We start from the raw sequence: 24805 nt of genomic DNA, 5'->3' as shown, positions 1-24805 counted from the left end.
TGAGGAGTATTTTCTGAGCAGACAGGTAGCTATCGTTGCCACACACGAAGGTAGTCAATCTGCATCACTTCTGGCAGGTCCTCGTCTCTCGGGGTCCCGAGGAACGATGCGTCGATGCCGAAGTTGAAGATGAGATGCATCTCGTCTTGTGTGACTCTCGGGCCCGTGAATCTAAACTGCTCTTGACCGTCGATGTACCAGACGATTTTTTCGGGGGCCCAGTCGACTGCATACGTGTGAAAGTTTGAACTAGGATTAGGGACCGCCGCTGCTCCGTTAGCCTTCTTCTTCAGGCCCAAGAGGTCATTATAGTGATACGTCATGTGAGCCCTCGGGTCGTCCCCGAAAAATTCGAAAATGTCGATTTCTGGAGGCCACGCATCGACTGGCGTCATCCAAAATGCCGGCCAGAACCCAGTCGCAATTGGTGGAACCTTGACACTCGCCTCGAAGAATCCGTACGAGAAATCCCTTCGCGGAGACGCGACACCAGTCGTATACGTCTTGCCGTTCTGTGGTTTCTTCTCCGCTTTGATCACGAGCGTGTCCATGGATATGTAGACATTATTGGGGTCTGCGTACCCGTTGTAGTTGTGGACCCGTGACTTCCACGGATACTCTGTCCCCCACAGAGACTCGTCTAACGAGTCATCTTCAAAGGTATCTTCGAACGCAAGCGTCATCTGGGAAGTATCGACCGCGCCGTATTGCGGACCAACGTCACTGTGGTCCACCGAGACATCCGGTAGAGTGGACGCTTCGCTCTGTTCAATCGTACTTCTTAGAGGGGAGCCTACGCATCCTGCGGTCAGGACTGTTCCCCCCACCGCGAGTCCTCGAAGTACATCACGCTTGGTCAACTGATTCTCTGTCATTATCTGTTTGAGGTCGGTGAGTCAGACCTCCTGACGCCGAACTACGTACACCATCTACGTACTCACAGGATAAATACGCTTTTCCGATGACTGGTTGTCGATTATTTGCCGATACACGTCCAGATACTGCTTCGCGACATTTTCCCAAGAGAGTCGGTCAGCCATTTCGAGACTCCGTTTCGACATCTCTTCTCTCGCTTCGTCGTCTTTCAGTACGCCAATTATGGCAGTCGCGAGTTTGTGTGGGTCGTCCGGCGGAACGACAACACCCGCACCTGACTCACCAACGAGTTCGGGGAATTCGCTCGCAGTTGACGCGACGATTGGTTTCCCGAACGAGAATGCGGTGGCAACGACGCCACTGTGACCTTTCGTTCCCTGCTGGCTCCGATAGGGGGTGGTAACGACTTCTGCACGCGAGAACAGTTCGTTCACTTTGTCGTTTTCGATGAACCTGTTGTGAACTTCGAAGTTCTTCTCGTAGTTGTCGATGATTCGCTGTGAGTCGCTCGATATCTTTCCGTCTCCTGCGATAATCAGTTTCACGTCCGGAATCTCACGTGCAACCTGTGGAATCGCCTTGACTAGTGTATTGAGCCCCTTCGGAGGAACGATATTCCCGAAGAAGAGCAGGGTGTTCGGTTCAGGTTCAGCGACGTTCTCCTGAGCACTCCCGAATACAGAGTACACACCGTGAGGGATGACGCGTACGAGCTCTTGTGGGTACCCCCGGTTTACCAACACCTCCTTTTGTCTCTTCGTGTGAACGATCGATTGCTGTTCGTCCAGATTTGGAATCAAGAGGTCGACTACACTCTCGACGAATACTGGTGGCCGTGAGAGCGAAAATGGATTCGGCGGGACTTCGTGACGCGTCGTGACGAACGGGTACTGTTTGTCGATTCCGTGGATTTTTATGAAGAATTTCATCTGCGGAAACAGTCCCGTTGGGTCGTGGACGAGGTCGGCATCGAGGTCCCGAATGATCTCGATGTTATCGTAGGAGGAGAGACCTCGATAGACCTTACGTGGATCGAGGTCGAGTTTGTATATCTCGGGCATCGATATCGAGATTGGCTCGAAGACAGACAAAACGTCGACTTCCTCAGCGAACAGGTCATCGGCCGAAGTCACAGACGGTTTCAGCACTGTGACGTCGGCGTGCTCCGTCATCGCATTCGCTAACTCTGCTGCGTAGTGAGGCAATCCCCCACTACTCTGCCCGATTACGTATACTACATGCATTATTAGAGACAGATCTGCTTCCGGAACGTTGGCCCGACGAAGCTCGTGACAGGAAGTGGGAGTCGCTTCCAGATTTCTTTTAGTTGGTCGTACGAGTCGTCATCTGGGTCCGGGAGAGCAACCCGTTCGTTGGGGAAGTAGTGGTAATCGTCGTACCAGACTTTGTTCCCACCGAATCGTTTTTTGAACATGTAGACACCTGTCCCTTCGCGTGTCCGACCAAGTTCGTACGACCGGTATCCGTTTTCAGCACCCCACTCCATGGACTTCCAATGGAGTAAGCTGCCTCCGTTGAGCGACCGATGTTCGTAGTCTGAGACGACACCCCACTGGTAGATGGTGTCCCCAAGGCAGAAGTCGAGTACGCCGTTGATGAGGTCACCATCCTTGCGGATGAGCCTGAGTTTCAGATTGCCATCGTCGAAGAACCGTTCCCAGACGAGGCGGTAGAACGCGAACGAGTGTGGTGGCGTTCCATGCCCTCGCATCGTCTCGAGGTTCAACTGGTAGTACTCTCGGAGGTCAGAGAGAGAGTCGGCTTCTTCGTACACGATCGATTCATCTTGCGCTTGGAGAATACCGCGTTGGCGATTCTCGTCCATTCTCTCCCAGACTGCATCCGGACCCCCTTCGAGAGAGATATCGAAGGTCACGAACCGTCGCTCGTGGTCGAATCCGTCCGGGTCGCCGAGGTCAGACCCACGGAGACTAACGTAGTCTACACCCAGTTCCTGTGCGAGGCTCTTGGTCTGTTCGAGGAGTGCGTCGCGAACTCGCTCGGTGCTGTGTCCCGAAGTGAGTATCGACCCACGTTCCGCATAGGGTGGGGAGACGAGCTTGGACCCGAACAGCCGACTTTGAATGTACACGAGCGGAAGTACCCCTGCTATCTCGCCATCTTCGCGTGCAACGAGGTAATGTCGGTCGTGTCCGTACTGTGTACTCGCATCTCCCCACCCCCACAGCGCGTACGGGGAGCCATTGTGTTGTTCGACAAATCTGTCCCACTCGGCCGGAGAGTCGCACCATTCGACCGTAATCTGAGATTGTTGAGTTTGTGTTTTGCTCATAGTTTCGTTTGAGTTAGTGTACCTGCGTCGTCGACGTTCTGTCCGTGGTCTCGGTGAGTTCAGGAGACAGTACAGACTGCACTGTGTCGAATTCGAACTCGTGCAGAAGATTGTCGAGTTTCTGAATCGCCTTGTCCATTCCGTAGTAGCTCACGAGTCGCTTGTGGATAGGGAGCCCCTCGATCTGTACCTGCTCGTTGAACTCCCACGGGTGGAAATACAGATTTACTGGCCGGCCCTGTCGATTTACTTGGCGGACGAACCGTCGCAGAAGCATCGAAGGGAGTACACGGGCGTAGAATCCACCCGAAAACGGAATCCTCGTTGGGAACCCATATCCAGAGAACCGTTCGAGTGGTGTCTCGACGACAGAGATAGGGAACTCGACGATTCCACTCCCACTGTAAGCCATCCCAACGTCGAACGGGGACAGCGAAGACGACACCACGTAGGGCGCAGTTGGTGCATCCGAAACACCATACAGTGGTGTCTTCACGGGGAACACACTGGAATCGTATCTGTACTCGCTGGCATTTAACACGTCGAACGCCCACGCTGTCTTCGGTGTTATGGAGAAGTTCGGGGCTCGAAAACCGATTGGGTCGACTCCTGTCGCCTGACGAATCGCGTTCGCAGACTGTTCGAGTTCTTCTGCGAACTCTGCTTTCGTGAGTTCGAATAGCGGTGTGTGTGTATGACCGTGTGAGGCAACTTCGTGGCCCTTCTGCACGAGCGATCGAACGAGTGAGGGATACTCAGCAGCGACTTGACCGACGACGAAAAAAGTCGCTGAGACGTCGTGCTTGTCGAGAAGTTCGAGGACGATCTCTGTAGAGCGTTCGATGTGGTCTTCTGGCTCGGTAGTATCGTCAGCGACGAGTGTCGCAGAGTACCAGTGTTCGAGGTCGAAACTAAGTGCGTTCACCGGTTGGGGCTCCATCACAGGTTGAGAATGTATTTTAGATGTCATTGTTACAAGCGGGTTAAACGTCATCCTTCACGGTAACCGTGTGACACCAACTCAGTCCATCTATCTGTATTGAGAGTGTCACTCGGAAAGGCCGAGTCAGCCAGTCGCCAACGTCTTCGAACGAATAGTCTGCGTGCTGTCCAATCATCTCTGAGAAACAGTACCGACGTTTGGTTCGAGAACACGATTCATCGAGTGGAGAATGATGCCGGTGAAGCACGCAAACATCCCGGCCAACGTGAACAACGCACACAACACGGCGATTCCGACAGGAAGTTGGCCATTCGTTAGATACTGGACCACGAATAAATACCCGAACATTACCCCAACGACCGTCGCAAGGAAGCCAGGAACACCGAGAGCGGTCATTGGTCGTTCGCGTTCGACGGTCCGCAGAATGTTCGATACGAGGTTCCACCCGTGTGAGATTGGGTTCGCGCTGTTCGCGTCTTCTACGTCGTACTCCACTCTGATTGGTATCTCTTCGATTCGGTAATTGTAGTGATGGGCATGATAGAGGATGTCCGTGCTCGCACTCATCTGGTCGCCAATCGTGTTATCTGCTGCAAGGGACTGGATTGCTTGCCTGTCGTATGCTCGAAAACCACTTTGAGTGTCAGACACCCACGACTCAGAGCGGACGACACCCATGCTCAGATTCGTGAGCACGTTGATTACTTTGATTCCGAACCGCCGATATAGGGGAGCGTTGCACGTGGCCCCATCGACGAACCGGCTCCCAACGACAATCGATGCGTCGGTCTCCCGTTGATGTTCAACTAATGCAGGGATGTCAGCAGCATTATGCTGTCCATCAGCGTCTAACGTCACGAGCGTCGTCGCACCGCGTTCGTCAGCCTCACGAAACGCGGTGTTGAGCGCGCCCCCGTATCCTCGGTTTCGTTCGTGCTCGATGACTGTCGCACCCGCCGCGCGCGCGACAGCAGGGGTTTCGTCACTACTTCCATCGTCGATGACGAGGACTTCGTCGACGTACGCGACCGCATCGCGGACGACCTCACCGACGGTTTTTTCTTCGTTGTGTGCTGGGATTGCAGCAATCGTCTTCTCTTCGTTCCGTAACGACTCGTTATTCGTTCGAATGGTAGCGTTGTTTGCATTCCCCATCCGCAACGAGTCACTCTCGATGTCGTTGGAATCAAATTGGGAGTCATCGACGTGATAGACGAACAATCGTGACCCCTTCTCCGATGCAGCATCGACGAGCCTCAGATATGGGGGACCCCGTTCGTCCGCAGACGGCACAAGCGACACGAGTTGCGGATCTAACTTCACGACGAACTCCAGCTCACGATCACTGATCGTCGAGTCGGGCGTAACCAGAACTTGATACCCCTCGCTCGTCGCGTCGACGATGCTCTGTGTGAGTTTCGCAAGGTTCGCTGACGTTGCGACGAACCCGATGACTGCCTTGTTATGTTTTTTCGATGTAGACTTTGACATTGTAGACTATTACCCATCACCAATTGGACGTCTGGGTGCCAGTGAACCGAGTTTGCGTTTTTAGCCGCATGGCTGTTGGTGCCAGTTACGTGTCATCGGCACCATCAGTTTGCGAACACCAACGCCTGCCAGCGGTGGGTTACTGTGGTGTAGTTAGAGGATTGTCAATACACTAATTATATCTTTTTCATAGATTGGTAGAATGTCACGACTGATTGACGTAATATCAACTAGTTCAGTCATTTCGATACAGAACTGCAATGGGATATGTTCTGTCCAGTCGAGTGGTCTCGTCTGTACGTCGAGCTTCGTTCGGACAGTGTTCTCGAATCTGCCCCGAAACGACCGTGAATTTCGACGTACTGCGACGAGATTCACCAGTGGCAGTCTCCACACGTGTCTATCTATCTATCTATGGCCATTGTGAGGTTGTTCGACACTCTCGGCTGAAAGTCAATTCGTCTCTTGACCGGGTCGCATATTCAGGTCCACCACTCAGACGTACAGATTCAGGCCGATTTTGCGACAAAAAAATGTCGCTCAGTGCGCAGATGTTTTACCCTTTGTCGTTGTTCTGTGAGTATGGATCTCGGGGAGTCTACATTCAGGCTTTTCATCGCGAAAGTGGGAAAAGCCGTTCTCATGTTTGCCGCAATTACGTATTTTGCCCGCGTACTTGGGGCGTCGCAGCTGGGGTCGTTCTTCCTCTTCTTCGCTGCACAAGGGCTCTTATCGATTCCTGCCGATATGGGCATGCGAGGTGCCTTAGAAAAGCGTCTCAGCGAAGGCGAGAACTTCGGAGAAAAGCTCAGTTCGGCTCTCCTCTTCAAACTCGTACTGTTGGTCTTCGTCTCGATCGGAATCTACCTCGCACGAGATTGGCTGAATGGCTACTTCGGTGCAAATCTCGCGATGTTGCTCATCGTCGCGGTGGTTGGTCGAGAACTCTCCTTGTTGTACATCCAAGCTGTCCGCGGTGAGCTTCGTGTCGCAGAGACAGCACCGATCGAACTCGGTCGACGATTGGTGTGGGTCGTCATCGGTTCGGTTCTCATCTCGAACGGATACGGTGTCGAGGGAGTCATCTACGGGTTGATCATCAGTTCCGCTGTCGCGCTGGTGTGGGCGTACGCGAAATGTTCGATTCGGTTGGAACGTCCGTCGCTGGAACAGATGCGGTCACTCCTCGCCTATTCGAAGTTCGACATCGTGACGTCTGTCGGTGGACGAGTGTATCAGTTCATGGACACTGCGATTATCGGCTTCTTCCTCGCACAGCAGTTCGTCGGCGCGTACGAAGTGGCTTGGCAAGTCACGCTCCTCGTCTTGATGCTGAGCAGTTCGATTTCACTCACCATATTCCCACAGATTAGCAGATGGAGCTCTGATTCGGCGGTGGACCAAATCGGCTCGACCATTACTACAGCCCTCGCCTTCTCTGTCTTCGCTTCTGTTCCTGCACTCGTCGGCGCGATTATTTACTCTGAAGAGATACTCCAGTATATCTTTGGACCAGAGTACGTCATCGCCTCACTCGTTCTCATCGTACTGATGTTCGAGAAGTTGGTGCAGTCGGTCAACGACATCGTCGGAATCTCCGTGCGAGCAATCAATCGTCCAGACTTGGCCGCAAAGGCGACTGTCATCTCCATCGGAATCAACCTCCTTCTGAGCCCCATACTCATACTCACAGTTGGGTTCGTCGGCGCTGCCATTGCGACCGGTTTCTCCTGGCTCGTGAACACCGCACTTCACACTCGATATCTCCGACAGTCCGTTACGTTCGAGTTCCCCGTACGGCTGTTTGGGTGGTACACGTTCGCATCGGTTATCATGGGCGTGTCGCTCCTCGCCATCAAGTCTGCAGTCCCAGTTACTGGAATTGCCATACTTGTTATTCAGGTCGCAATCGGTGCAGTCCTCTACGTCGCTGTTTCCCTCGTCGTCCCCGACATCCGAAGACAGATTATCTCGCCAGCGTTGTCCATGCTTAGTTCGCGTTTCACCGGCACTGCGTGAGACGGTTACTCACCGGACGTAACCTCCGCTGGGCGTTTCTCGTGGGGGAGACTGTCTTCGAACGGGCACTCACGTTCGAAACTACCGGTGGCAGTGCTAGATGTTCTCTGCTTCCCAGAAGAGTCGACGTGGGTCTGCATTCGGTCCGACGATCCGTCCCGGGTGGGGCCCGTACCACCAACCGTACAGCATCGTCTTTCGCGATTTGATGCGCTCTATGGTCTCTCCATCGATGACCTGTCGCTCGTTGAGTAACTCGTCTCTATCGTCGTACAGACGACCAACGATTCTCCACAGCGACGAGAGTCGCTTGGTCAACACGAGCGAGTACGCCGACCAGATGAGCGTCGTAAAGAAGACGTACCGCCACGGCAGATTCCGGAAAGCGAGTTTGATTCGGTTGCCAACGAGTCTCTCTTGTGTCTCTCTATCCGGTCGTCGACCTTCTGGAGACTTCTTGTGGTGGACGACGACGGATGGTGTGTACAGAATGTCGTAGCCGTTGTCGAGGGTTCGAAACGAGAGGTCCATCTCCTCGAATCCGTAGACGAAGCTCGCTGGATACCCTCCAGTTTTCTCCAATGTGGACCGTCGAATCGCATTTCCAACGCCGATGAAGAACGCGGTCCGAAACTCGTCTGTGGCGTCCATACCCAACGTTGGCGGGTCTGGAATCTCTTTCCGATTGATCTCGTCGGTGAAGTAGTTTCGAGACTGAAACGCGAGGATACCGATGTCCGGATTGTCTTCGAATTTCGAGACGATTGTGTCGGTCGCGTTGGGGTTTTTGAGGACAGCATCGTCGTCGATCGAGACGAGTATCTCTCCAGATGCACGGTCGAACCCAACGTTTCGTGCTTCCGGGACACCCATTCGTCCAGGTAGGTTGTAGTGTTTGACACAGTCCAAGTCGAACCGGCCTCCGCGACTAAACAACTCCGCTGTCTCGTCTGTCGAGTTACTGATTACGACAACTTCGATGGGGCGGTACTCTTGTCTGAGAATCGAATCAATCGCTTCGGTCAAGTCATCAGGCCGGTTGTACGTCGCGACGACGTACGACACAAGTGGAGAATGTGTTTCGGATTTCACGGCTAGTATCGACATGATAGACAATCGGGGATGAGGAAAATATAACGGAATATTCACATGTTCGTGAATAACTGCGTGACTACATCACCAATCCGCTACTCTCCTGGCCTCTGGTCGATCTCGACGATGGTCACATCCTCGTTTTCGAAGATTATCGTCCCCGAGTCAGTGATGGCAGAGACGTCTTCTGGAGAGAGCTGTGAAATCGGGAGAACCTCTCCACTCGAATCCTCCGCGATGCTACGCTTTCGGATGAACACGTACCCCTCCTCCAGTCTGCTCTCGTCGAACTCTGGTTCCCACGGACTTCGGAGTCGTTCGACACGAACGTCGTAGTAGTCTTCCGGCATGACGCTTCTGAACAGTTGGTACGTCACAGAGTCGGTGTAGACCGTAACTGTACTCTCAGATTCCACAGCACCAGGTCTGTACGCCCCCTCGTCAGAGAAGCCAACGTGTTGTTTGAGCCAGAATGCGCCTGCTCGCTCTTCGTCGGTGAACGAGTAATCGTTTGACGACGAATCGAACGTGGACGTATTAGCGTCCCCGGCAGCAGCGAAGGCGGCCCCCGAGTTCAACACGAGGAGGACGCTGAGAACGACGGCGAACAGTGCCCACAGCGGGCGAGGATGTATCGAGCTACCGAGCCGTTTGAGTACCGAGCCGAAGACGACGAACAAGAAGTGGAATCCAAGCGCCGCGAGTGGCGCGAGGAAGACCAACACCATCTGGTAGACTCGGTCAGCCCAGAGGTTGGCGATGATGACGAACGACGCTGCGAGGAACAAGAACATCGGTATCGCCACCGCAGTGTACTCAGGATAGATCGTTCGCCCGTCGCGTCTGATGTCGGCCGCGTTCTTCCCGACGCGCCATACGAGTCCGAGACCCAGTAACGCCGTCAACGTGAGATAGACCAGCACATTGAGGACTCTGAGAACGCCCATCTGTTGTTGAACGTAACTCGCGCCACTCCCTACGACGGGGTCCTGCAACAGGGTCGCTACTTGCTGGATGATCGAGAGCGGGATTTGTGCGATCGACTCTACCAATGCTGTCGTCGTGATGCTGTACCAAACAGTCCCCAGTGTGAGAACTGCCACAGGATACGCCAGAGAGAGTTCGTGGTCGAAGTCGTCGACTATCAGTGAGACGACTGTGAGCAGAAGGAACCCAGCGAGGAGCGAACCGCCGAGCACGTACGTCGAGCCGTAGTGCGAGTGTATGAGTCCAACAGTGAAGAGTAGTCCTGCAACTTTCCCACCGGACGTCGAAAGACGGCCCGTCACGAACAACAGGACGAGGAGGATGAGGAAGACTTCTGAGAACAGTTGCTTTCCGGGGGTGAAATAGAACGTTCCGTGATAGAACACGAAAAACAGACTTCCGAACAGTCCTTCGTTGGTACCAAACACCTTTCGTCCCACGAAATAGATTCCAACAGGAACGAGAGAAAACACACCGACGTAGACGACTTTGAACACGGTCGCGACCGACAAGCCCGTGAATATCGAGATGATGGCAGGGACTGAACTGACCATTGGTAATGCCATGAGCGGACCACTAGCGATCGGTGACCACGCCTGTGTCTCGATAATTCGTTGGGCAATGAAATACTGGAGTTGGATGTCCGCACCGACGACTCCGCTAGTGAGAAGGTTCCTATGCAGGAAGGTTCCGAGCGCGATAAGGAAAACAGTCGCAGGATACAGATTCGAAGAGACGAATCTCGTCGGTAGCAAGAGAACAGCAGCAACCACGAGAATCACGAACAGATACATCAACAGTGGATTACCAAGTTCGTTCATCGCACCTGCGGCGGCAACAGCGACGATCGGGATTGCCGCGTAGAACACAATCACTGGCGAATACGCACGCCAATCGAAATGAATCGGTTGGTACTCAGACTGCGATTGTGCCACCAGAAGTACGACCAGCACGGCCGTGAAAAGGAGTGCGATTGGTTGCAGCGAAAACGGCGCTGTGACACCCAAGATCGGTAAGGCGGTCCCGACAACGACCGAAAGGACCGAAACAATCGAGAGACTCAAACCGACGACGAGTAGCAGAATCTCACTGAGACGGTCGACTTCGAGATCGAGTAGCCGCACCAACAAGACACCTGGAACGAGCAGTAAGAGTACGAGACCACTCACCAGGCGTGCACCCGCTGCAAGGGCGCCGGATGTTCTAAACTCAAAACTTGCCAGGAATATCGAGAGTAACGCCACTACTGTGACTTGTATCAATACGGTTTGTGCACGAGACGGGAGAACCATCCGGTTTAATCTGGATGACATGGTTACACTTCAGCTTGAAATTCGGCGTTTCTAACTGTAAATATCACTCAACCAATATAAGTAGTCGGTTGGTTATTCGATACTGTTGGATGGGGGTGTAATTCGCCGTTTGTTATACTTCTAGATTCAGCCGCCGTGGTGAATCGTGTTGCTCTTGGGTCGAGTAGCTCACACAGCGCAACTCTGTTGCTAGTGGCGACATCAGAAACGGTGTGACAGAACTGGTGACCGCAACCGAGTGAGCGCGTCGTAACACTGGTAAGTCGAGACCCAGCGCGAAGAATGCGTACTTGTGAGCAGTTGTGGAAGACCTCCTCAGGCGCCACTTTAGCAAGCACTTCGGTTCCAGTGGGCGACCAGCGTCCCAATTTTCGTGACGTGTTTATGCGTGCTGAGGAGTGTACGTTGAGGAAACTGTTCACCTGCCAAGTTCGTATTCCACGGTTTCGCACGTTCAGCCCGTGGTGTCCGTCGATGGGAGCACGATTCACCACGGCAGTCCCACCAACGATTGGTCGACGTCCGCTCGAAACGCTACGAAATCGACTAGAGTTCCTATCTCGCAGTTGATGGCCGTTCGCCAGAAATATCGTACAGTCAATGATATTTGAACTCTACTTTGCTAGAGAAGTACGGTCGTTCGTACTGTAACTCGTTCTGGACGGTTAGGTGATGTATACAGATAGTAGGGAATGCATATGACATACTCAATCAGGAGACTAGAAGCTATTCAGTGTCCACCACCACAGTAGTTGATTTAGGATGAAATTACATGCGTACAATCGTAATGTTTTGCAGTTCATCGCTGCGGATTACGAGAAAACTAATAGTGACACATTTCATATGAATCGGGCGAACTTCCGGTGACAGACTCGACACAGAATATTTAGACCACAAATCGGAATCGTCGAAATTCCCAAACAGCCGGTTAGAGAAAGAGACGTGAGGAATCTAATTCGTTCAGCTTGATCGAGTAGCCTCGATGCTAGAGAGCTAGAAGCACTTGAACGACACCACCACGAGGTGGGTGTCATACCAGAGGTTCGTGGTGGCCACCAATGTGTGAAATATACAATATCAATAGTAGCATGGTCGAGACCCAACGTCAAGTTAGTTGGACGAGATACTACCGGCCCAGTGATTTCGTTCACAGAAATATCTGTGTACCACACGATTGGACAGCACTACAGTTCGTGAATTTACATCCAGAATCCAACCATAGTCGCACTAATAAACCTGAGCAGTCCTGTTGGCTATACAGATTGCGCATTACAGACAATTAGCTGATTCGGCGAAAAGCCGTGCCGAGCATTCTACCAACTCAGAAGATAGCCAGTCGGTCGAACACCCAACGATATTGTATATTGTATATTATATACACATCTACTGACTCCACGGAGTACAACTCTCACTCGACGGAGAAGGTCGATGTGGAAGCTACTCAGTCAGCGATGGGCGTCATTCGATAGGCTCGCTTTGTTGACCACGAACGATTACAGCCCTACTGTTGTAATCCGATTCCGGTGCTTCATTTTGAGGGGACACCACGACACTGTTCAGAGATCTCATTGACTCTGTGATACCATTTACAGACCTATTACTGTAATTTGAGGGGCGCCTGTCTCCGGTCCAGGTCACTGCGGGTACGCCAGATTCAACTCGATCTCGTTCGCGAGGCCGAGCATGAAGTCTGGAATCTCGGATTCCAGTTGCGCACCCTTGAGGCGGAACGATGGACCAGAGACACTCAACGCCCCCAGCACCGTTCCATCAGCGCCCTTCACGTGCACGCCAACGGCGTTGAGTCCAGCGAGGTTTTCCTCTCTGTTGAAGGCGTACCCACGCTCACGAATTTCGTCGAGCTCTTCGTACAACTCCTCTTCATCGGTAATCGTGTGCTCGGTCACTGAACCGAGGCCGTGTCGTTCGATGATCTCTTGCACCTCCTCGCGGGGCATGTGCGCGAGGATTGCTTTCCCGGCAGCAGTCGAATGAAGCGGAATGTGCTTGCCAACCCCAGAGTCGGTCATCACCGCACGGCTCCCAGTCTTCCTGTAGATGTACACACCCTTTCCTTCCTCCTCGACGATGAACTGGGCTCGCTCTTCGAACCGTTCGGCCAACGCTTCGACGTGGTCGACCAAGATTCTGTACTCAGGTTGGAGATTTCGTACCTCTTCGCCGAGTTCGAGGAACCGCAAACTCAACCGATACGCGTTGTCTTCTTTGACGACGTACCCCAGGTTGGTGAGCGTCGTGAGGTGACTGTGTATCGTACTCTTTGCCAGGTCGGTTTCAGCCGTAAGTTCGGCAAGGGTCGTCTTCCCACGTCCTCGAAGCTGTTCAATGATGCCGAACGAAAGTTCGACCGAACGCAGGTTTGAATCAGTGTGTGGGATTTCGTCCATATGCAACGTTAGATATTAACTCTCATGTATTAACAGTATCTTCGAGCGAGATTTGGATTCGAACACTGTGCAATTCATCAACTCACTCACCATTCGCCCCTGCCGAACGCTGCTCGACGCGATATCCTGCACACGAGTTCCGTGACAATGTGTGCCAGTTGCCATGTTGTGTTCCAACACATGTGATTTCGCTCGAATACTGCCACGCATGGATTTCAGCGATGAGACCACAATGGTACCACTCAGTGGCCCAGTCCATTCGGCAGGAGTGAACGGTGGAGTGGTGGGGGTCACAGTGGTGCGAGTCGAGAGCGTTCGATTCCACTTCTCGTGTTCGCACGTGGTCGATGATACAGACCATCGATGATTAGTACGAACGGGGGAGACCCAGGACTTTCTCGCCGAGATAGTTCAGCACCAACTCTTGGGTGATGGGAACCAACCGTGTGAGTCGTGCTTCCCTGAAGTACCGCTCGACGTCGTACTCGGTCGCAACGCCGAAGCCACCGTGTGCCTGCACTGCAGCGTCAGCAGCAGCGAAAGCCGCTTCTGCGGCCAAGTACTTCGCCATGTTCGCTTGCGCCCCAACTGCCGCACCAGTGTCTTCGTCGACGACGGCGGCGGCGTTGTACGTCAGCATCTTCGCGGCCTGTAACTCGGCGTACGCTTTCGCCAGCGGGTGCTGAATCGCTTGGTTCTGTCCGATTGGCCGGCCGAAGACGACCCGCTCGTTTGCATAGTCGACACCCCGTTGGATTGCAAGTTCGCCGAGCCCGATGCACTCTGCAGCGATGACGAGACGTTCTTCGTTGAGACCATCCAGCACCTGGTAAAACCCGTTTCCTTCCTCACCGATGAGTCGGTCTGCAGAGAGCCGAAGGTCTTCGAACCAGAGTTCGTACGCGTGGACTGCATTGCTCGCCGATTTGGGGATTGCCTTCATCTCGAGACTCCCCTCGGACACTGCTTCGTCGATATCGACGAGGAACATCGAGATTCCGCGAGTTCGCTTTTCGACTTCCGATTTCGGCGTCGTTCGGGCGACGAGCACGATGTAGTCGCTCGCATCGACACGAGAGGTCCAGATTTTCTGGCCGTTGATAACGTACTCGTCACCCTGTTTTTTGGCAAACGTCTCGATCGATGTCGAGTCGGACCCTGCATTCGGTTCGGTGAGCCCGAACGACTGAATCGCAGTATCGCCGTTCGCCACAGACGGGAGGAGTTCTTCTTTCATCTCCTCGCTCCCGTAGCGGACGATGGGGACCGAGTTGTAGATTCCACCGTGAATTGCCTGTGCAGCAGAGAATCCACCTCCTGCTGCAGCAATCTCTTCCATCATCACCACAACTTCGGGCGTGCCCATACCGGCACCACCGTACTCTTCAGGAATCAGCACACCGAACCAACCGTGCGCTCCGAGTTCGTCGACGAATTCCGAAGGATACTCGCCGTCTTTGTCTTTTTGCCGCCAGTACTCGTGGTCGAAATCATCGCAGATATCCCGGATACTATCTCTGACGAGACGCTGTTGTGCTGATAGCTCTACGCTATCGGAAGTTACCGTCTTCATCGGTCCCCGTTGGAGTGAGGTTTGAATAAACCTATGGGCTCGTTAGGTCTCGCCGACATGAACTCGGGCGGTCGTGTCTCTGGAGAGTGGTGGACCGAAACGTGTTGCTGGAATCTGTACACAACGTTTATTCTATTTTCCGTCAGACCTGTACTGTGATTCCGATGAGTGGCACAGAGACACGACACCGTATCTGGATTCCCGCGCGACCAGAGCGGACCCCAGGTGAACGATGAACAGAAACCTCCCAGTCACAGACCGCATCGCCGACGGAGTTCCGACCGGCTCTCCCGAGGAGGCAGCAGCGCTAATCGATGACGACGCCACTCTCGTATTGAGCGGGTTCGGCAGGGCGGGATACCCGAAAGCCGTCCCGCTTGCACTCGCTGCGAGCGACAGAGACCTGTCACTGACCGTCATCAGTGGCGGCAGCGTCGGGGGTGAAGTCGATACCGCCCTGGTCGAAGCCGACGCGATCGAACGACGCTTCCCGTATCAGGCCACACCCACCGCCCGGACCGCAGTCAACGACGGCCACATCGCGTTCCACGACCGCCACATCTCCCGACTCGGCGACGAAGTCGCCTTCGGCCACTACGGCACTCCTAACGTCGCACTCGTCGAAGCAGTCGCCGTCGGTCCCGACTGGCTCATCCCGACCACGTCTGTCGGCCACACGCCGACGTACGTCCATAGCGCATCTCGACTCATCGTCGAAGTCAACGATGCACAACCGCTCGAACTACAACTCCTCCACGACGTCTATTCGCGGGCAACCCCACCGAACCGTGAACCGATTCCACTCAACGCCCCGGGCGACCGAATCGGTTCGCCGCGTATCAGTTTCGAACCCGAAAAACTGGAGATGGTCGTTCGGACTGACCGACCAGACAAATCCTACACGTTCAGAGAACCCACAGAGACCGACGAGAAGATTGCAGCCAACCTCGCGGCGTTTCTCGCGGACGAAGTCGAACGAAACCCGTTGTTCGCTTCGTCGGTGAATCTCCAATTCGGCGTTGGGAGTCTGGGCAACGCCTTGATGGGTGCGTTCAACGACGTCGACTTCGGCGACCGAACAGTCGCGTACTACGGTGAGGTCATTCAGGATGGACTCCTCGACATGATCGACGACGACAAACTCGTCTCGGCCAGTGCGGCCTCACTCGCGCTCTCCAGAGAGGGACAAGAACGCCTGTTCGCCGACATCGAGCGGTACGCTGAGCGCGTCATCGTTCGGAACGCCGATGTCTCCAACAACCCCGCACTCATCGACCGCTTCGGCGTCATCGGCGTCAACAGTGCACTAGAAGTCGACCTCTACGGCCACGTCAACTCGACCCATATCGCCGGGACACACGTCGCCAATGGCATCGGTGGAAGCGGTGACTTCACTCGTAACAGTGGCATCGGCGTCATCGCACTCGGGTCGACCGCCAAAGACGGGGCAATTCCGCGAATCGTGCCGATGGTTCCTCACGTGGACCACACAGAACACGACTTCTCGATTATCGTCACCGAACAGGGCGTCGCCGACCTTCGGGGACTCGCGCCTCGTGAACGCGCCGACGTGATGGTCAGTCAGTGTGCACATCCCTCGTTCCAGGACGACCTTCGCGACTATCTGGAGCGGGCTGACAAGGGTGGCGGACACATTCCTCACGACCTTACCACAGTCTTCGATTGGTACCTCGATTGAGGACCACCTCACCCTCGTCAAACGGTGGAACGCTCAGCGATGCAAACGTTGGTATAGGATGACTGCGTGTTCACGTGTGCCACACATGACCGAAGCGACTGACCACGAACGGCGACTAGCGAATGGCTGGGAAGGACGATACTACGAGGACTTCACTGTCGGAGATATCTACAAGCATCCCTACGGGCGGACTGTGACCGAGACAGACAACGTGTGGTTCACCAACATCACGATGAACCTCAACCCGATGCACTTCAACGAGGCGTACGCGGCCGAGACCGAGTTCGGTGAGCGGCTCGTCGACGGCACGTTCGTCATCGCACTCGCCGTCGGGATGAGCGTCATCGACGTCTCGGCGAATGCGACTGCAAATCTCGGATACGACGATATTCGACACCACGCACCTGTCTACCACGGGGACACCCTCTTCGCCGAGAGCGAGGTTCTGGAGAAACGGGAGAGTTCGTCTCGTCCACACGTCGGCATCGTCACGACCGAACTCAGGACGTACAACCAGGATAACGTCCTCGTGCTGTCGTTGAAACGCACCCCGATGGTCTTGAAACGGGAACACGCACAGCCCACGGCCGCCAAACCAACAGGGTGGCCTGAGGGTATTGGAACACAACCGTCTGACCTCTGAACAGGTAAACACAAGTAGATAGCCAATCAGATATCCAACCGGGAGAAGCCGAGTCACTGCTGTCAGAGGCACCACCCACGTCCCAAACGAGTCGGTTTGATAGTGGCGCGGATTCTCTCCTCCCCTCTCCGACCGCTAACGGCTTTATAATTTGAGCGTGTCGTGCTAGCGAGGAACATGAAAATCAAGGCGATAAATCCGAATACGACCCTCGAGATGACAGAGAACATCGGGCGTGTCGCAGACAGGTACACCCAAGATACGACCGAAATCATCGCCGTGTCACCAGAACGTGGCCCAGTGAGTATCGAGTCCTACTACGACGACTACCTCGCAGTCCCTGGATTGCTCGAAGAGATTCTCACAGCCGAGGACGATATCGACGCGTTCATCGTCGCGTGCTGGGGCGACCCGGGTATCGAAGCGTGTCGAGAAGTGACGGACAAACCGGTCGTTGGCATCGCCGAAGCGTCGATGTACATGGCGAATATGCTCGGTGCGAAGTTCTCAGTTGCGACGATTCTTCCACGTGCGCGTGACTTCATCGAAGCCGCGGTCAAAAAGACGGGGATGGAATCCAACTGTGCGTCAGTTCGGTGTACTGACCTAACCGTCATCGAGACGGAGACGGCACGGGAGGCGACGATCGAAGGGCTTCTTGAGGTTAGCTGGGAAGCCATCGAGGAAGACGGTGCTGAGGTTATCTGTCTCGGGTGTGCGGGCATGGGTGGCCTCGACGAGGCACTCGAAGCAGAACTGCCAGTCCCTGTCATCGACAGTGTGGGTGCAGCCGCCGTTCTCGCAGAGTCGCTCGTCACACTCGGCAAGTCTACGAGTTCAGTGATGACGTACAAGCGCCCCGAGTCGAAACTCCAGCGAGGCTACCCAGACCACTTCCAGTTCAGTGACGAGTCGCCGACGGCCGACGACTGAGACGCCACATTTTCGCCCCTCACGGGCCGCTAGTTATAATATTGGTGTGCGTGTCATTCTCAATGATGACCCGCGAAATCGATCCGATTACCCTGTCGGTCGTCCAGGGTGCACTGGAGACAGCGCAACGCGAGATGACGACCACGATGATGAACACAGCACGGTCGAGTGTTCTCAACATCGCCCGGGACTATTCGAACGCGCTGTTCGATGCAAAAGGGCAGATGCTCATTCAGGGCCAAGACATTCCCATCCACCTCGGGAGCCTCATGCCCGCGACCAAGGCCATAATCGAGCGGTTCGCAGACGACGTCCAACCCGGGGACGTGATGTATCACAACGACCCCGCACACAGCGGGAGTCACATCCTCGATTGTTGTATGTACAAACCGGTCTTCGTCGACGACGAACTCCAGTACTGGACCGTCTCGAAGGGACACGTAACCGACATCGGTGGGCCAGTTCCCAGTGGCTACAACCCCGAAGCGACCGAGATATACGCCGAAGGACTTCGAATTCCGCCGATTAAACTGTGGGACGCTGGTGAGCTGCGTGAGGACGTTCGAGACCTGTTGCTCGCCAACGTGCGATCTGAAGAAGATTGGAAAGGCGATTTGAACGCGCAACACGGTGCGGTTCAAATCGGTGAACGCCACCTGAAACGACTCGTCGAACGCTACGGTATCGACACCGTCAACACCTGTTTCGACCGGCTACTCGACCGGGCAGAAGAGCAGATGCGCGAGGAAATCGAGTCCATCCCGGACGGGACGTACACCGGGACGTCACCACTCGAAGACTCCGGTCACGGCCTCGGAGAGATAGATATCACTGCACACGTCACCATCGAGGGCGACGAGGCACACATCGAACTCGAATCTCCCGAACAGGTCCCGTACTACATCAACTCGTACGAAGCCAACTCCATGAGCGGAGTATACCTTGGCTTCATGATGTTCATGCAGCTCGACCCTCCCTACAACGAAGGGCTGTACCGCCCACTGACTGTCGACGTGGGCGAGCCGGGGACGATGACGAACGCCCAAGAACCGGCACCGCACGTAAACTGCACCACGACACCCAGCGAGACGATTACCGATGCAGTGCGAACTGCCCTGGAAGCGGCCGTCCCAGAGCGTGCTGTCGCCTCGTGGGGACACACGAGCGGTGTCAACGTCGCTGGAACGAAGCCAGAGACAGGGAAGGCGTACACCACGATGGTTCTCGCCTCGATTATCAGCGGGGCGGGGGCCGCCCACAACATGGACGGGTGGCACTCCCGCGGCCCACTCTGCTGTTTCGGTGCGCTCTCCAGCGGCGACGTCGAGATTATGGAACACATGTACCCCTTCATCCTCCACCGGTACTCACTCCGTCCAGATAGCGGCGGAGCGGGCAGACAGCGTGGCGGGTGCGGGACAGTGTGGGAGGTCGAACCGCGAGGCCACGAGATGCAGATAATCATGTGGGGCGAAGGCAGAAAGAACGGGACGCCGAACGCACTTGGGGCGTACAACTCACTCGAACGACCGAAACTCGGCTTCGTCGAACACGAACACGAAGACGGTAGTATCGAAGAGTACCGAGAGAACACAATCTTCGGTGTGAAACCAGGCGAGCGGTGTCGGAACTACAACCCCGGCGGCGGTGGCGTGGGCGACCCACTGACTCGCCCTGTCGAAAACGTCGTCGAGGACGTGAAAAACGGAATCGTCACGCAGGTCGGCGCGTACGAAGAGTACGGCGTCGTCATGCACGACGATGGAACGCTCGACGAAGAAGAGACAGAGAAGGTCCGGCAAGCGAGAAATGCAGGTTCTGAGACTGCCACTGCCGGAGGTGACGCCTGATGTACCGGCTTGGAATCGATAGCGGCGGGACGTTCACCGACTTCGTCCTTTCAGGCGAGGACACGCTCAACGTGTACAAGACCCCATCGACGCCGTCAGACCCATCACAGGCTGTCCGTGATGGTCTGGAACTCGTCGCCGACGACCTCGACACCGACATCGCCGGACTACTCTCGTCTATCGACATCATCATCCACGGGACGACGGTGGCGACGAACGCGATTATCGAGCACACGGGTGCGAAGACCGGCCTCATCTGTACGGCGGGTCACGAGGACTCACTCGAGATTCGTCTCGGGCACAAAGAAGACGGCCACCGATACGACATGGAGTACCCGATGGCAGAGATGCTCGTTCCACGCTACCTGCGGATGCCTGTTCGTGGGCGCATCCTCTCCGATGGGTCCGAGTACGAACCACTCCACGAAGACGACGTCTACAAGGCTATCGAACGGTTCAAACACGAAGGCGTCGAGGCCGTCGCTGTCTCACTGGTCTGGTCGTTCGCGAATCCAGAACACGAACGACGCGTGGTCGAAATCATCGAAGAGGAACTCCCGGACGTGTACACATCGGTCTCGTCGACTGTCCTTCCGCAGGTACGTGAGTACACCCGCACGAGCACGACTGTCGTCAACGCATACGTCAAACCAACGCTCGACAACTACGTCGAACAGGTCGACGAGTATCTCCACGAACACGGATTCGACGGACAGATTCGGTACATCCAGGCGAACGGCGGAATCGGAAGTAGCGAGTCGCTCCGGGCACGGCCGGCTTACGCGATCAACTCCGGGCCAGCAGGTGGTCCGGCCGCAGGCCTTCACCTTGGACGCCAGTTCGGCTCAGAGGACGTCATCACCATCGACATGGGTGGAACGAGTTTCGACGTCAGTCTCACACGAGATGGGTCGACGGAGATTCGCAAGGACTTCGACCTCATGCGGTATCGAATGGGACTTCCGATGCTCCAAGTCGAGACCATCGGTGCAGGTGGCGGCAGCATCGCTCAGTTGGACCGTGGGGTGTTGAAAGTCGGCCCCGAGAGTGCCGGCGCAGACCCGGGTCCGGCCTGTTACGACCGTGGAGGGACGCGTCCAACGACGACAGACGCGCTCGTCGTCCTCGGCTACCTCAACCAGACTGAACTCCTCGGTGGGCGAATGGCTATCGACGCTGACGCCTCGTGGCGTGCCGTCGCGGAACACATCGCCGACGAATCCAACCTCGACACCGAGACTGCTGCCGCTGGGATTCTCGAAATCGTCAACAAGACGATGGTCGACGGAATCCGCCAAGTGAGCATCGAGAAGGGTCACGACCCGCGTGACTTTACGATGGTCTGTGGTGGCGGCGCTGGGCCGGCCCACGCAACAGGGCTCGCCGACGAACTCGGCATCGGGAGAGTTCTCGTCCCGAAGACGGCGAGCGTCCTCTGTGCGTATGGTGAGGTCGTCTCTGATTACAAGCACAACACGCTCGCCTCCTACCCGTCTGCAATCACCGACGTCGACCCCGAAGACCTCGAAGCGGTGTTCGCTTCGCTGGAGGCCGAAGGTGTCGAGCAACTCCGCACAGAAGGAATCAGCGACGAAGACATCAGTCTCAAGCGTGTCTTCGAGATGCGGTACCAGAACCAGATCAAAGAGTGTGAAGTCGAGATGCCGGCCACAGAGATCACCGACGAGTGGCTCTCTGAGCTCCGTGAAGCCTTCGACCGACGCCACGAGGAACTCTACACCTACGCCGAACCAGAGACCGCTGTCGACCTCATCAACATCGAGAGCGTCGCCTACGGGAAGGTCACGCCACCGGACGTGGAGGGCGTTCTCTCGGCCGACAATGAACTGTCGGACGCGAAGTCCGGGACACGCGACGCCTACTTCGAGCGAGCAGGTGGGTTCGTCGAAACGACGGTCTACGATGGGTCACTCGTCCCATCGGGCGCCGAGATAGACGGCCCAGCCATCATCGAAGAAGACACGACGACGATCGTCGTCAACCCGGGATGGCACGCTCGACTCGACGAGGTGGGAGTCTACGAACTCACGACTGGAAACTGAGTTCACTGCGGTATTTTTTCGAAACAGAAGAGGAAGAACAGACGAGGCTCGCCGATCAGCTCTGTGCGATTTTACTGATGTCGACGAACCGCGTCAGGACGTAGACGACAGTGAAGATGATGACGAGGAGCGCAATCGAGAGCGCTGCTGCGTCGGGGTAGTTCAGACCAGTGTTGACAGACAGGTAGATGAGCGTCGTAATCGTTCCTTTCCCTCCCGAGAGGAACTGAGGAATGGTGAAGTCCCCGATAGAGAGAACGAACACGAAGATGACGCCAATGACCACACCTGGCAGACTTAATGGAAGCGTAACATATCTGAACGTATCGATTGGGTCACCGCGAAGCGTCTCGGACGCATCCAGCAGGTCCTCGTCGATCTGTGAGAGCGAGATGAAGATGGGTGCTGCCATGAACACGATGTAGGCCCCGAGGTACCCGACGATTTGTGAGAATGGCGAGAACAGGAGCGCCCCTATCGGCGCGTCGACGAGACCCCATTGGATGAGGAGTTTGTTAACCACGCCGGTCCTTCCGAGAATCGGGTACCAACCGATGGTACGGATGACTGCAGAGGTCCAGAATGGGATGACGAGGAACAGCAACAGTAGGATACCCCCATTCTGGCTGGTGTAGAAGCGCAGGTAGTACGCTAACGGGTATCCGAAGATGAGCGTCACGACGGTGACGGCCACGCCGATGAGCAGCGAGCGGATGAAGACGTCGTAGATAGTCGGTTGGAAGACGGCCTCCCACGCGTCGAGCGTCAGCGTGAACTCGACGTTGAAGCTCGAGTAGGTGAGGAAACTGTAATAGAGAATGACGAGGAGCGGAGCGATCAGGAACAAGAAGAACCACAGTATAGTTGGTCCCACAAGTACCTGAACCTCTCCGAGACGCACCCCTTTCAGTCGCTCGAGGATGCCTTTCTCGGCTTCTGGTTGCTGTTCTGCTTGTTCCGAACTTGCGGTCGGTCTGTAGCTATCTGACATTGTGTGATATCGTATCCAAAAATTTGATTCCGTATTCGTCTAGGCGCTCGTGAAGTCCTTCCACCGTTCGAGCATGTAGTCGGCGTTGCTGGGCCAGATTTGGAAGAACCCGATACGGTCGATACGTTCTTCCACAGGGCCACTGTTGCGCACCTGTCCATCTGAGCTCGGGTCACCTTCCTCCATCGACCACTCGTACTGTTGTGGGTCGAACAGCCCCGGTTCGTCGACGGCTTGGTAGGTCGCCTTGCCTTCGTACGCCCAGTCGTAGTACTCGGGACCCATTCCCTGACCAGAATCATCGGAACCGTCACGGACGAGTTCCTTGTTCGGGAAGTGCGGGACGGAGTAGCCCCAGCCCTGGATGTATCCGGGGAACCACGCGCCGTAGTGGACGTCGTTGATGAGGGTGTGAACCATATCGACGTTGTTGCGGTCCGTTGCACCGGGGTTCAGTGGAGCGATGCCACCGTACCAGTAGCGGTATCCTTGGACACCAGCACTCATGGTCGCGTACGTGCAGGGCGTTCCTGCCCGGCGAACGTCGAGACAGGCTGGTTGCCAGATGTCACCGAGGACTGCTTCTTCACTGGCCATGAGGTTGACCGAATTCCCGTAGGCGACCCAAGTCGACCGGAACTGACCTCTCTCCTTTTCCTTGATGAGGAAGTCGACTGCAGCGTCGAGTTGGTCCGTCGTCGGGTCGTTCAAGTCACCAACGTTCCCTTCGATCATGTCGTTGTCCAACATGTGCATCAGTGCCTCGGGGATGGTGATGGCTGACGTCGCACCCATCGCCACTTTCCCCTCGTACTGTGGGTCGAACAGGGCACTCCACGTGCTGACTGCCGACTCGTCGACCAGTTTCGGATTCAGGCCGATTGCGTCGAAGTTGTACACGTGTGGGGGGAAGAGTAGTTCTGTCTTCCCGTCGTCGGCCCACAGTTCGTCGAGAATCGTGTCGGTCTGTGCTCCGAGATAGCTCACACGTTCTCCGGGGTTCGTGAACAGTTCAGTAATCTTCTCTTCGTCCCACTTGTCGAGGGCGTCTTTCGGAACCGTTAGACTGGCGTTGTTGTCCTTGGTAATCGCACCCGCCCCGGAACTGTCGATAGAGAACGCGTCGAACGTCGCGCGGTCACCACTGAGCAACTTCTGCTGCGTCGTCGGAATGTCAGCAGTCGTCACCTCAATCGGGATGCCGGTCATCTCGGTGAACTTCTCTTTTTGGCCGTCGCGGACGGCCCACGCCGGACCCATCCAGCGCATTGGGCGTTCGCCAGCGGCACCACCCGAGTCACCAGAAGTAGTCGTACTGTCACCGCCACCGCCGCCGCCACCGTTTCCATTACCGCCGCCGGAACCCCCGCCGTTTTCGCCACCACCAGTGCAACCTGCTAGTGCCATCGTTCCTGATGTTGCGCCGAGGCCCAACATGAAGTTACGTCTACTGATACCGCGTGACATGATACCATTTGTGACTGCAACGTACTTATACTTTCACCTATTGTCGCCCAATCGTTGGATAATTTCGGGCATTGATGCCAAAGTTTGAACAATATACGGACAGAAATCTTACAGTTTTCGGGCCGCGGCGGCGAAAGAACTAA

At 55.4% G+C, this 24805-nt stretch carries 17 protein-coding genes; 6 read left to right on the top strand and 11 right to left on the bottom strand.

The window, feature by feature from the left end:
• Nucleotides 1–29: 29 nt before the first annotated feature.
• The 5 genes from GJR98_RS15585 to GJR98_RS15565 form a co-directional block, all read right to left on the bottom strand.
• The gene (locus GJR98_RS15585; RefSeq protein ID WP_191965510.1) at nt 30–734 is read right to left on the bottom strand and encodes a glycoside hydrolase family 16 protein; all 705 of its coding nucleotides are present in this window, start codon (nt 732–734) and stop codon (nt 30–32) included.
• Between the two features lie 195 nt (nt 735–929).
• Entirely contained in the window at nt 930–2120 is a 1191-nt protein-coding gene (locus GJR98_RS15580; RefSeq protein ID WP_151139649.1) for a glycosyltransferase family 4 protein, read from the bottom strand.
• A gap of 2 nt (nt 2121–2122) precedes the next feature.
• Nucleotides 2123–3190: a GNAT family N-acetyltransferase gene (locus tag GJR98_RS15575; protein ID WP_151139648.1), complete on the bottom strand. Its 1068-nt coding sequence runs from the start codon at nt 3188–3190 to the stop codon at nt 2123–2125.
• Between the two features lie 13 nt (nt 3191–3203).
• The gene (locus GJR98_RS15570; RefSeq protein ID WP_225316441.1) at nt 3204–4130 is read right to left on the bottom strand and encodes a polysaccharide deacetylase family protein; all 927 of its coding nucleotides are present in this window, start codon (nt 4128–4130) and stop codon (nt 3204–3206) included.
• A gap of 174 nt (nt 4131–4304) precedes the next feature.
• Nucleotides 4305–5624 carry a glycosyltransferase family 2 protein gene (locus tag GJR98_RS15565; RefSeq protein ID WP_151139646.1) on the bottom strand — a complete coding sequence of 440 codons (1320 nt, stop codon included), beginning with the start codon at nt 5622–5624 and terminating at the stop codon, nt 4305–4307.
• 582 nt (nt 5625–6206) lie between these two features.
• Here GJR98_RS15565 and GJR98_RS15560 point away from each other — a divergent pair.
• Nucleotides 6207–7643: an oligosaccharide flippase family protein gene (locus tag GJR98_RS15560; protein WP_151139645.1), complete on the top strand. Its 1437-nt coding sequence runs from the start codon at nt 6207–6209 to the stop codon at nt 7641–7643.
• A 96-nt stretch (nt 7644–7739) separates the two neighbouring features.
• Here GJR98_RS15560 and GJR98_RS15555 read toward each other — a convergent pair whose 3' ends face one another.
• From GJR98_RS15555 to GJR98_RS15540, 4 genes are all read right to left on the bottom strand, one after another.
• Nucleotides 7740–8750, bottom strand: coding sequence for a glycosyltransferase family 2 protein (locus tag GJR98_RS15555; protein ID WP_151139644.1), 1011 nt, complete (start codon nt 8748–8750; stop codon nt 7740–7742).
• Nucleotides 8751–8830: 80 nt separating this feature from the next.
• Nucleotides 8831–10597, bottom strand: coding sequence for a DUF2206 domain-containing protein (locus GJR98_RS15550; protein ID WP_191965509.1), 1767 nt, complete (start codon nt 10595–10597; stop codon nt 8831–8833).
• 2072 nt (nt 10598–12669) lie between these two features.
• The gene (locus GJR98_RS15545) at nt 12670–13443 is read right to left on the bottom strand and encodes an IclR family transcriptional regulator (protein ID WP_151139642.1); all 774 of its coding nucleotides are present in this window, start codon (nt 13441–13443) and stop codon (nt 12670–12672) included.
• Nucleotides 13444–13810: 367 nt separating this feature from the next.
• Nucleotides 13811–15016 carry an acyl-CoA dehydrogenase family protein gene (locus tag GJR98_RS15540; RefSeq protein WP_151139641.1) on the bottom strand — a complete coding sequence of 402 codons (1206 nt, stop codon included), beginning with the start codon at nt 15014–15016 and terminating at the stop codon, nt 13811–13813.
• A 232-nt stretch (nt 15017–15248) separates the two neighbouring features.
• Here GJR98_RS15540 and GJR98_RS15535 point away from each other — a divergent pair, with 232 nt between their 5' ends.
• From GJR98_RS15535 to capA, 5 genes are all read left to right on the top strand, one after another.
• On the top strand, nt 15249–16715 hold the full coding sequence (locus GJR98_RS15535; RefSeq protein ID WP_151139640.1) for an acetyl-CoA hydrolase/transferase C-terminal domain-containing protein: 1467 nt from the start codon (nt 15249–15251) through the stop codon (nt 16713–16715).
• An 85-nt stretch (nt 16716–16800) separates the two neighbouring features.
• Nucleotides 16801–17358 carry a MaoC family dehydratase gene (locus GJR98_RS15530; RefSeq protein ID WP_151139639.1) on the top strand — a complete coding sequence of 186 codons (558 nt, stop codon included), beginning with the start codon at nt 16801–16803 and terminating at the stop codon, nt 17356–17358.
• A gap of 177 nt (nt 17359–17535) precedes the next feature.
• Nucleotides 17536–18291 carry an aspartate/glutamate racemase family protein gene (locus GJR98_RS15525; RefSeq protein WP_151139638.1) on the top strand — a complete coding sequence of 252 codons (756 nt, stop codon included), beginning with the start codon at nt 17536–17538 and terminating at the stop codon, nt 18289–18291.
• 62 nt (nt 18292–18353) lie between these two features.
• Complete coding sequence (gene capB, locus GJR98_RS15520) at nt 18354–20141, top strand: caprolactamase subunit beta (RefSeq protein ID WP_225316440.1); 1788 nt, start codon at nt 18354–18356, stop codon at nt 20139–20141.
• Nucleotides 20141–22204 carry a caprolactamase subunit alpha gene (gene capA / locus GJR98_RS15515; protein WP_151139637.1) on the top strand — a complete coding sequence of 688 codons (2064 nt, stop codon included), beginning with the start codon at nt 20141–20143 and terminating at the stop codon, nt 22202–22204. The genes capB and capA overlap by 1 nt, the downstream gene beginning before the upstream one ends.
• Before the next feature lie 55 nt (nt 22205–22259).
• On the opposite strand, the gene GJR98_RS15510 is transcribed toward capA, so the two are convergent.
• Both GJR98_RS15510 and GJR98_RS15505 read right to left on the bottom strand, forming a co-directional pair.
• Nucleotides 22260–23195 carry an ABC transporter permease gene (locus tag GJR98_RS15510; RefSeq protein ID WP_225316439.1) on the bottom strand — a complete coding sequence of 312 codons (936 nt, stop codon included), beginning with the start codon at nt 23193–23195 and terminating at the stop codon, nt 22260–22262.
• Nucleotides 23196–23234: 39 nt separating this feature from the next.
• On the bottom strand, nt 23235–24662 hold the full coding sequence (locus tag GJR98_RS15505) for a substrate-binding domain-containing protein (RefSeq protein ID WP_191965508.1): 1428 nt from the start codon (nt 24660–24662) through the stop codon (nt 23235–23237).
• Nucleotides 24663–24805 lie beyond the last annotated feature (143 nt).

Source organism: Haloferax marinisediminis (genome assembly GCF_009674585.1).
Classification (GTDB): Archaea; Halobacteriota; Halobacteria; order Halobacteriales; family Haloferacaceae; genus Haloferax; species Haloferax marinisediminis.
Note: the sequence above shows the minus strand (reverse complement) of the source record. Positions and strands in the feature narration are given on the sequence as shown.

What these genes read in the sequence shown, in the direction of transcription:
- GJR98_RS15545 (WP_151139642.1), bottom strand. Translation starts at nt 13,443, where the DNA reads ATGGACGAAATCCCACACACTGATTCAAACCTGCGTTCGGTCGAACTT.
- GJR98_RS15540 (WP_151139641.1), bottom strand. Translation starts at nt 15,016, where the DNA reads ATGAAGACGGTAACTTCCGATAGCGTAGAGCTATCAGCACAACAGCGT.
- GJR98_RS15560 (WP_151139645.1), top strand. Translation starts at nt 6,207, where the DNA reads ATGGATCTCGGGGAGTCTACATTCAGGCTTTTCATCGCGAAAGTGGGA.
- GJR98_RS15505 (WP_191965508.1), bottom strand. Translation starts at nt 24,662, where the DNA reads ATGTCACGCGGTATCAGTAGACGTAACTTCATGTTGGGCCTCGGCGCA.
- GJR98_RS15525 (WP_151139638.1), top strand. Translation starts at nt 17,536, where the DNA reads ATGAAAATCAAGGCGATAAATCCGAATACGACCCTCGAGATGACAGAG.
- GJR98_RS15530 (WP_151139639.1), top strand. Translation starts at nt 16,801, where the DNA reads ATGACCGAAGCGACTGACCACGAACGGCGACTAGCGAATGGCTGGGAA.
- GJR98_RS15580 (WP_151139649.1), bottom strand. Translation starts at nt 2,120, where the DNA reads ATGCATGTAGTATACGTAATCGGGCAGAGTAGTGGGGGATTGCCTCAC.
- GJR98_RS15565 (WP_151139646.1), bottom strand. Translation starts at nt 5,624, where the DNA reads ATGTCAAAGTCTACATCGAAAAAACATAACAAGGCAGTCATCGGGTTC.
- capB (WP_225316440.1), top strand. Translation starts at nt 18,354, where the DNA reads ATGATGACCCGCGAAATCGATCCGATTACCCTGTCGGTCGTCCAGGGT.
- GJR98_RS15575 (WP_151139648.1), bottom strand. Translation starts at nt 3,190, where the DNA reads ATGAGCAAAACACAAACTCAACAATCTCAGATTACGGTCGAATGGTGC.
- GJR98_RS15510 (WP_225316439.1), bottom strand. Translation starts at nt 23,195, where the DNA reads ATGTCAGATAGCTACAGACCGACCGCAAGTTCGGAACAAGCAGAACAG.
- GJR98_RS15535 (WP_151139640.1), top strand. Translation starts at nt 15,249, where the DNA reads ATGAACAGAAACCTCCCAGTCACAGACCGCATCGCCGACGGAGTTCCG.
- capA (WP_151139637.1), top strand. Translation starts at nt 20,141, where the DNA reads ATGTACCGGCTTGGAATCGATAGCGGCGGGACGTTCACCGACTTCGTC.
- GJR98_RS15555 (WP_151139644.1), bottom strand. Translation starts at nt 8,750, where the DNA reads ATGTCGATACTAGCCGTGAAATCCGAAACACATTCTCCACTTGTGTCG.
- GJR98_RS15570 (WP_225316441.1), bottom strand. Translation starts at nt 4,130, where the DNA reads ATGGAGCCCCAACCGGTGAACGCACTTAGTTTCGACCTCGAACACTGG.